Source organism: Endozoicomonas sp. (genome assembly GCF_051008435.1).
Lineage (GTDB): Bacteria > Pseudomonadota > Gammaproteobacteria > Pseudomonadales > Endozoicomonadaceae > Endozoicomonas_A.
This window is the reverse complement of record NZ_JBPCXO010000215.1, coordinates 1-7,458: the sequence shown is the minus strand read 5'-3', so window position 1 is coordinate 7,458 and position 7,458 is coordinate 1. Positions and strand designations below refer to the sequence as shown.

The 7,458-nt window shown below is 45.3% G+C and carries 8 protein-coding genes; 3 read left to right on the top strand and 5 right to left on the bottom strand.

The genetic code is table 11. The features are described from left to right. Positions 1-87 precede the first annotated feature (87 nt). From ACR2PX_RS11095 to ACR2PX_RS11080, 4 genes are all read right to left on the bottom strand, one after another. Entirely contained in the window at positions 88-1,782 is a 1,695-nt protein-coding gene (locus ACR2PX_RS11095; RefSeq protein ID WP_433999424.1) for an anthrax toxin-like adenylyl cyclase domain-containing protein, read from the bottom strand. 18 nt (positions 1,783-1,800) lie between these two features. Continuing rightward, positions 1,801-2,136 (bottom strand): hypothetical protein, encoded by a 336-nt coding sequence (locus ACR2PX_RS11090; RefSeq protein WP_433999423.1) that lies wholly within the window; start codon positions 2,134-2,136, stop codon positions 1,801-1,803. An 84-nt stretch (positions 2,137-2,220) separates the two neighbouring features. Beyond that, positions 2,221-3,129, bottom strand: coding sequence for a DMT family transporter (locus tag ACR2PX_RS11085; RefSeq protein WP_433999422.1), 909 nt, complete (start codon positions 3,127-3,129; stop codon positions 2,221-2,223). A gap of 98 nt (positions 3,130-3,227) precedes the next feature. Next, positions 3,228-4,058, bottom strand: coding sequence for a hypothetical protein (locus ACR2PX_RS11080; RefSeq protein WP_433999421.1), 831 nt, complete (start codon positions 4,056-4,058; stop codon positions 3,228-3,230). A gap of 406 nt (positions 4,059-4,464) precedes the next feature. Here ACR2PX_RS11080 and ACR2PX_RS11075 point away from each other — a divergent pair, with 406 nt between their 5' ends. Further along, complete coding sequence (locus ACR2PX_RS11075; protein WP_433999420.1) at positions 4,465-5,031, top strand: hypothetical protein; 567 nt, start codon at positions 4,465-4,467, stop codon at positions 5,029-5,031. Positions 5,032-5,037: 6 nt separating this feature from the next. Here ACR2PX_RS11075 and ACR2PX_RS11070 read toward each other — a convergent pair whose 3' ends face one another. Next, entirely contained in the window at positions 5,038-5,916 is an 879-nt protein-coding gene (locus ACR2PX_RS11070) for a LysR substrate-binding domain-containing protein (protein WP_433999419.1), read from the bottom strand. Between the two features lie 106 nt (positions 5,917-6,022). On the opposite strand from ACR2PX_RS11070, the gene ACR2PX_RS11065 reads away from it, so the two are divergent. Continuing rightward, entirely contained in the window at positions 6,023-6,700 is a 678-nt protein-coding gene (locus ACR2PX_RS11065; RefSeq protein ID WP_433999418.1) for a pirin family protein, read from the top strand. A 46-nt stretch (positions 6,701-6,746) separates the two neighbouring features. Further along, positions 6,747-7,331 (top strand): hypothetical protein, encoded by a 585-nt coding sequence (locus tag ACR2PX_RS11060; RefSeq protein ID WP_433999416.1) that lies wholly within the window; start codon positions 6,747-6,749, stop codon positions 7,329-7,331. Positions 7,332-7,458: the final 127 nt, after the last annotated feature.

Sequence of the window (7,458 nt, the reverse complement as noted above, 5' to 3'; positions counted from 1 at the left end):
TGCCGCAACTACCCACGAGATAAACGAAAGTACAGCATATTTGTACCTCTGAAACTCAAGTGTGGCATGGCTTATAACCAAAACCTTTTATCCCTGCAAAATCATCAGGGGTGCTGAATAGTTACCTTTGACATCTTCCCAGAGCGGATTGACCGGAACATAGTATTTGCAATCCTTTAGCTCTTTCAGCAACGCTTTCAGCTGCTGCTTGTTCTCTACCATGTAGAACGTTTCCGTCAAACAGCCTACTGAAACAGGAATAATGACAGTCATCGGAAAATTGGTTTTCAGATCGGATACCGGATTCTGGTTATCCGCGCCATGATGGAAAAGAGGATTCTTATCAGGGTGTCGTTTGACTGCCCAGTTCAGGGTTCTAAGATACTGCTTTTCTCGCACAGTCATATTGCCATATTGCTGATTCATGTCTTTCAGGAAAACCTTTCTGCTGGCTGCGCCCTCTTCCAGAATCGCATAACTGGCTGAAGATTCTCCTCCAGAAGAGCCCCTTCGGCCTTTTTCCATATAAACCTGTAAGCGGTGCTGAACCACTTCATGACTAACCATGGGAATAGGAACTTTATCTTCTCCTCCCAAATCAACGGTTTCAAAGGGAAAATACAAAAAACTGAGATCATAATCAGGCATAAGATCAATCAGCTGGAAGGGAGCATAATCAGCGCCTTCTTTCATTTCGATCAGATACTCACCATTGTCCTGCAATATTCCTCTATACAGGTAATCATCTTTGAAGCCTTCAGGTCTTGCAGTGAAATAGACAGAGCCATCATCTTGCCAGCTCATATTTTCTAACACAGCCTGATCCGAGCGACCAAAATAAAGCTCCGAGAGTTCTTTCAATCGATCTTTTGTGATCACCAGTGGCACGGCTTCTCGTCTAAGAAGATCAGCATAAGCCTGGAAAATGGCAATATCTTTCTTATTGCTTCCCGCTAACTTACTCAGAGACTGATTAAGGGGCATCAATGCTGCATGGGGTCCCCAGTTCGAAGATTTGAGTTTATAAGGCAGGCTTTTTGATTTTTTCCTGGAAAGCGCCATTGACGTGGCTATCCGGTCGAATGGCCTGACTCCCATAATCGCTTTGGTCGACTTCAAGCGCAGGGCAAGACTGATCAAATGCTCAGCAGGAATACCCTGTCTGGGGTGAGCTATAACGCTTTCAAACCCACATATTGTTGGCAAATCTTTTCTATGATTGTAAGCATCAGGAGGCGTTGGAGATCGTCGCGTCACTTTAGGTGCGGGTGCAGACCCTCTTCTTAAAAACGATCCAGGTGATTTGAGAAAGCTCTGAAATTCCTCATCTTCAGAGGTTTGAGACTGCATCGACCCTCTTCTTGAATCCAGTCCCCTGGTGACAGGCTTCAAAGGAATTTTCCAATACTCCCCCTGTTTCATTACAGGTGGAGATGGAATGGAAGGTAACTCTCTTCGTCTGGAATCATGGACAATAATATCTGGACCAGACATTCTTCTTTGCCCTTTATAAGCCACATAACTACCACTGTCACCGAGATCACTGCTCTCCCTGGAGACAACAATCAGAGGGCTTGGCGTTTCTGGTTGTGTATTGGCTCGCCTTCGTTGAATAGGAGTGCCGGGAGCTGAACTGGAATGCGGTATTTGCAGATAGGACGGGCATAGTCGCTCTGTGGACTTCGATCTGGAAATCTGAAGTCCTGGATCATTGCTATCACTACTCTCCGCCTGTGGGCTCTGAAAGGAGGGTGGCTTTAAAAAGTCACCCGTTTTATCCAACTTATCACCTCCCTGTCATCAAGTCGCTGCTGAAGCTGCTGGGTTCTGTCCTGTTTTCATAGCCTCTTCAGTCATATTCTTGTTTATGCGTGAAGACATCTGATCTGTATATTTTTCAGAGTTCCTCTTTTGAATAGGCTTTGGCTCCTCAGTCAGGGCCTTAAAGGTTTTATCAATCATATCCACACCACAGTAAATAGCTGCACCATAGAAACAGACAGTAGCCCCTGCAAACCATCCAACAGCCTTTAACGCTGTTTTTCCTGCACTGTACAGAGCGCCATCTATTGCAGCTTTATCCGTTTCATAAGATTTACCGTGCCCCATTGCGGAGTAAAGTCCTTGTACATCCATAATCCCTCTCCTTTTGTGTGTTAGCTCCCTCACTCTATATAAGAGAGCCTGAAGATTGGATAACAAGGCAGACAGTGTCACTGACTAACAGGATTCAGCTCTGACTGCAGGTCTGTCCCTGAACGGCCACTTGAAGAAGATAATGACATTGCCCAAAGCCACCAGAACAAAACCCAGAATCGCTATGGAGCTCCAATGGTAGCCTTCAAATACCGTAGATAAGGTGAGAGCTACGGCTGGAAACAGAACCGTGGCATAAGCGGCCCTGTCAGCACCAATTCGACTTACGAGAAGCAGATAAGTGGTAAACACAATCACAGAACCGGGTATGGCCAAATACAAAAGCGCTGCAACATATTCGGTACGCCAGTCGAGCACAAACGGAATGCCTTGAATTAACGTCACCAAAGTTAAAACACAAGTGCCGTAAAGCATTCCCCAGGCGTTGGTGCTTGGAGGTTTGAGCCCCTTGTTCTGATGTCGAATGGAAATCATATTTCCCAACGAAAAGAAAACGGTGCCCAGCATGGCCAGTAAAACGCCCTTTAAAGTCTCCTGCCAATCTCCACCGGATGAAAACTCTGGCCAAAACATTGCGCTAATACCCACCAGACCAACAATGGACCCAGCAACTACCTTTAAAGACGTTTTTTTCTTATAAAACAGCCAGTTAGCAACACAATTCGTTACCGTTGCAACAGAAAAGACCACAGAACTCAGGCCACTGTTGATGTACTGAATGGAAGAATAAAAACAGTAGAAGTTAAAGCAAAACAGGCAGCAGCCCTGCAACAGGCTATAGAAGTGATCCTTTCGATCCAGTTTCTGCAGGTTACGAGTCAGGCCAAGAATGACAAACAGCACGAGTCCGGCAATAGCAAAGCGGTAAATGATGGAAACGGGGACAGGAACTTCACCCAGCTGAAAGGTAATGGCTATCCAGGTAGAACCCCAGATTATTACCGTTAGGGCATATAGCGCGACATTATACATTAGCTATCTCTCAGGCGTTGAAGGCCCGTACTTCTATGCTTCTTTTTTGTAGGGCAAGAGAAGCAATTCTAGTCGATTTCCAACGATAGTCTATCTAATTACCAGATTGAATCCGGGTAGCAGTAACCGTGTCTGGGATGCCGACCTTCCACGGGGCGGCTCAGGAGAGTCTGATCAGAATAATCCCATGCCCAACACTCGCCACACCTCAATGTCCCGTTGCAGTTATTAATCTCTGCAGAACAATTCTGTATAGCATTCAGTTCTGCCACGACCTTATTCCTGCCCTTTTTAATATCAGTACTGCTCCAGCCGCATGGGGTTTTATTACAGCGACAGCTTAATTTGCCACCTTTCAGTAACTTGCAGTCCCTGCAGGATGTATTCAGACCATGAAATGAAAGAAAATGATCGAGCGAACAGAATAAAAGGCCTCCTGAAAAAAGAATTCTGTCGGATTCATCGCAGCTTTCCAGAGGTAAGGAGGCTTTGTAGAATGAATCCCAGAACCAGCCACTTATCTTGCAGCTGCATTCCAGACTTCCATCCTCAATAGAACAGCTTTCGCAGTAGTTTCTATAGCTTCCCAACGGTAGGTCATCAGAAAGGTCCATAGGTCCAGAAAAATCCTCCTCGAACTCTTCGACGATGGGATCGTCGGGCACTACGCTCAAATCCGTTTCACAATGGAGAATACCTTTTCTGACCGAAACAATATCAAAACTGCACAGGGAGAGATCCAGAGAGCGTTTGTAGAATTTCTTATCGGGGGCTTCACAGGAGCAAAACAGACGATTTTCTTCAAGGCGGCATTCTTTGCAGCTTTTCTGATAATCCCCTTTGGGCCAACCCGATTCATAAAAAGGCACATCAAGAATGGCCCAGCTGAAGGAAGACAAAGTCCAGAGCAGAAATAGTAGGTGCCGCATGATCGATCCCTGATCATTTTTCTAGTTTTTACAACATCCGTTTCTATTCAGTGTAAGTCAATTCTCAACAACATCGGTAGCCACTATTTTTCTGAAGTCGGATATACAGAGAGATAGGACACTGACTGCCCATATCCTCAGCATTAGGCTCTGCCTCACCCTCATCGGTTTTTGTCCATCGCGATGGTTTGACCAAAGCGAGCAGAATCCGGCCAGTCGATAACTATTTCCTATACTCGTTCGTTCATGCCTAACTCGACTGAGATTGCCTCATATGCTTTCCTCATCTGCACACTCTCTCCGTACAACCCTCCTGATCTTATTTCTGTTTTCCCACTCCTGTGTTTCTTGCGCCCAGGGATCAAAAACCATCCCATGGCAAGACATTAAAGAACCTTCCTGCCTGATGACTAATCCTCTGCTGGAATTTGAATGGGCATCTTTGAATCAAAGCCACTGTTCAGGACTATACGGCGAAGGTCATATATTTCGCATTCCCGGCAACTCTTTGCTTTCAGCCATTCACTGGCAAGATCATGAACAACCGATGAAAAGCTCTTGTATGCCACTTCGTGGTCAGGAGTCGGCCCACTGCAATCATGAAATGTGCAGTTGCCTCTGTACCTTCAAAAACAGCCAGGGCGTCTATGTTTTGGGAGAGGAGTACAGAGCCACCCCAGAGCAACCGTTCTGCTCAGGCCCTGGTGAACTTTCCAAAAACTATTTGCTTGCTTACCTCGACACCACCCAGCACCCCCTCACCTTTTTAGAAGCATTTGATCACTCAGATCCTTTTGACTATGCAGCCGCTACGGCCGGAGTCCTCTTGGTAGGTGGTGCTATTTTTCTCATATCCAATACCCTCAGCAGCTATATGGCTCGCGTGGATATCATCAGTTTTATGATAAGTGTTGGATATACTTTCTATATCGGAGAGCCTCGACTCATCCTAACGGCGCTTAAAAAACGTTAATAATTGTCAGAGTGATACTTTCAGATAATCGATAAATGCCCTGACTTTCGGTGTTATTCCTCTTCTACTGGGAGCCAGTGCATACAGATTAATGCCTTCTCCCTCCCAGGGTTCCAGAACACGTATCAATGACCCTGCTTCAACCTCATCCTTCACCATGTAGTCAGGTAGCTTCACAATCCCCATACCATCCAGGCTCAACTGTTTGAGAACACCAAAATCATCACTGGCACAGACCGGATGAATAAGCACTTCTTGCTTTTCCTGTCCTGAAGATAACGTCCAATGAGGTTTTCCGCTCAAAGCGTTCATAAACAAACACGAGTGCTGCAGCAAGTCCTCAGGGTGAGATAAGTTGTCTTTTGAAGATGAAAGGTAGTCAGGGGAAGCAAAAAGCTGCAATCGACTGTGGGAAAGAAGACTGGAAACCAGGCTAGAGTCGGGTGAGTCACCCACTCTTATCACCATATCAAATCCTTCATCCAGAAGGTCTACCCGCCGATTGGTCAGTTGCAGATCAATAGTCACTTCTGGATAGGCCTGCAAAAAACCGGCAAGATGACTGGCAAGCAAACTCTGGCCAACCGTAACAGAAACACATACACGTAAATGACCGCTGGGAACTGAAGTCAGCTTCTCCAGTGAATGATTGGCCGACTCCAACTCTTCACGAATTCTTTGGCAGTGCTCATAATAAATACGGCCTACCTCTGTTAATGCCAGCTTCCTGGTTGTTCTCTCCAGCAACTTAACCCCTAAGCTTTCTTCCAAACGGCTGACATTCCGACTGACATTCGATTTGGGAATTTCCAGTGCGTCAGCTGCAGCGGTAAAACTGCCTGCATCCACGACTTCTGCATACACCATCAGATCATTAAGATTCATGTCATTGTTATCATTTTTGGAACATTTAATCCCATTATCATCCGTTTATCCCCTTTGAGAAAACAACTAATTTAATAGTCACAGACAACAATATGGGTAAACAGCCATGGAAACACTTCACTTTGACCAACTCCCACAAGGTGGATTTGCAGGTCTTAAAGAGCGCCAGTTTGTCACTGACTCAAGAGTCTTTGGAGATAGAAAAAAAGCAGTAGCTTCTGAAGGGCTCGGAAATTTTATCTATCTGGCAGATGCCAGCTTTGTTCCCCATGGGGAGACAGGCATGCATCCACATCATGAAATTGACGTAATTTCTGTCATGGTTGATGGACGAATTCACCATGAGGGATCACTAGAGCATGGCAAAGGCCTTGAAGCAGGTATGGCCCAGGTTCAAAGAGCTGGAGGCGAAGGCTTTTCCCATAATGAAGTAAACCCGGATAACACTCCGAATAATATGATTCAGCTCTGGGTTTTACCTGAAGTAAAGGGAGAGCAATCAGGCTATAAGGTATACACACCAAAGTCTGGAGAAAGAACCCGGATCTATGGTGGAATAAAAGGTGATACCAAGCACTTCTACAGCAACACCGTGATTGAAGTTGCTTCTCTTGAAGCGGGGCAAACAGTAGAACAAACAGGAAATGTCATGGCTTTTCTGAGCAAGGGAAAAGGTCTTTCAGAAACCAAAGAAATTACAGCCCACACTTTGCTGCAGGGGGAGAACCTATCGTTCAAGGCCACTGAAACCTCTCAACTGATTCTCGTGTACACCCTTTCTTAAAAGAGTAACTGTACTAGCATTAGAGCCTTTAAAAACAGAGAAAAAGATGTTCAGACTAAAGGCTCTTCCGTTCACTTTTTTACTCTTTGCTTCTGCTTTCTCCCTCTCAGCTTCCAGTGACAACTGTAGTCCAACTGCCGCAGCCAAATCACTGTCAAATGGACTCTGGGAGGTTATCCAAATAGAAAATCCGAAAACTCCCAAAGAAGAAAACCCGAATAAGTATGCCGATCTGACAATACGACTCTATGAAAACCTTGCTGATCATCTGGTAGTACCACATTGCCGGGATTGTAAATCACTGGCAGAAAAACATACGGAAACCGTAATAGAAGAGCTCAGTAGAGATAGTCAGTGGAATGACTATTGGAAAAAGCTGTCACCTGAAGACAAGCTCATGGATATCCTACTGCCCGTTATTGCCAGAGTCAGCAGCAGCAGAAACTCAACTTATTATGATTTCCTGGTGAAGCATATAAATGAAATCACCGGCTCATACTCTCAGTCAGATAGCTGCCAGCACTTAAAAAGTCTGAGTCAATCCAGTTCAAGTGAACCTCCTATCGGATGGAGAGGAGGTCTCTTTATTACTATTGTCACGGTAGGGCTTATTTCTTGTTTTCATTTTTAGTTATGGAAAGCTGGAAAGCTGGAAAGCTGGAAAGCTGGAAAGCTGGAAAGCTGGAAAGCTGGAAAGCTGGAAAGCTGGAAAGCTGGAAAGCTGGAAAGCTGGAAAGCTGGAAAGCTGGAAAGCTGGA

Excerpts from the sequence above, each read along its gene's own strand:
- ACR2PX_RS11090 (WP_433999423.1), bottom strand. The coding sequence starts at position 2,136 with ATGGATGTACAAGGACTTTACTCCGCAATGGGGCACGGTAAATCTTAT.
- ACR2PX_RS11085 (WP_433999422.1), bottom strand. The coding sequence starts at position 3,129 with ATGTATAATGTCGCGCTATATGCCCTAACGGTAATAATCTGGGGTTCT.
- ACR2PX_RS11080 (WP_433999421.1), bottom strand. The coding sequence starts at position 4,058 with ATGCGGCACCTACTATTTCTGCTCTGGACTTTGTCTTCCTTCAGCTGG.
- ACR2PX_RS11075 (WP_433999420.1), top strand. The coding sequence starts at position 4,465 with ATGACTAATCCTCTGCTGGAATTTGAATGGGCATCTTTGAATCAAAGC.
- ACR2PX_RS11070 (WP_433999419.1), bottom strand. The coding sequence starts at position 5,916 with ATGAATCTTAATGATCTGATGGTGTATGCAGAAGTCGTGGATGCAGGC.
- ACR2PX_RS11065 (WP_433999418.1), top strand. The coding sequence starts at position 6,023 with ATGGAAACACTTCACTTTGACCAACTCCCACAAGGTGGATTTGCAGGT.
- ACR2PX_RS11060 (WP_433999416.1), top strand. The coding sequence starts at position 6,747 with ATGTTCAGACTAAAGGCTCTTCCGTTCACTTTTTTACTCTTTGCTTCT.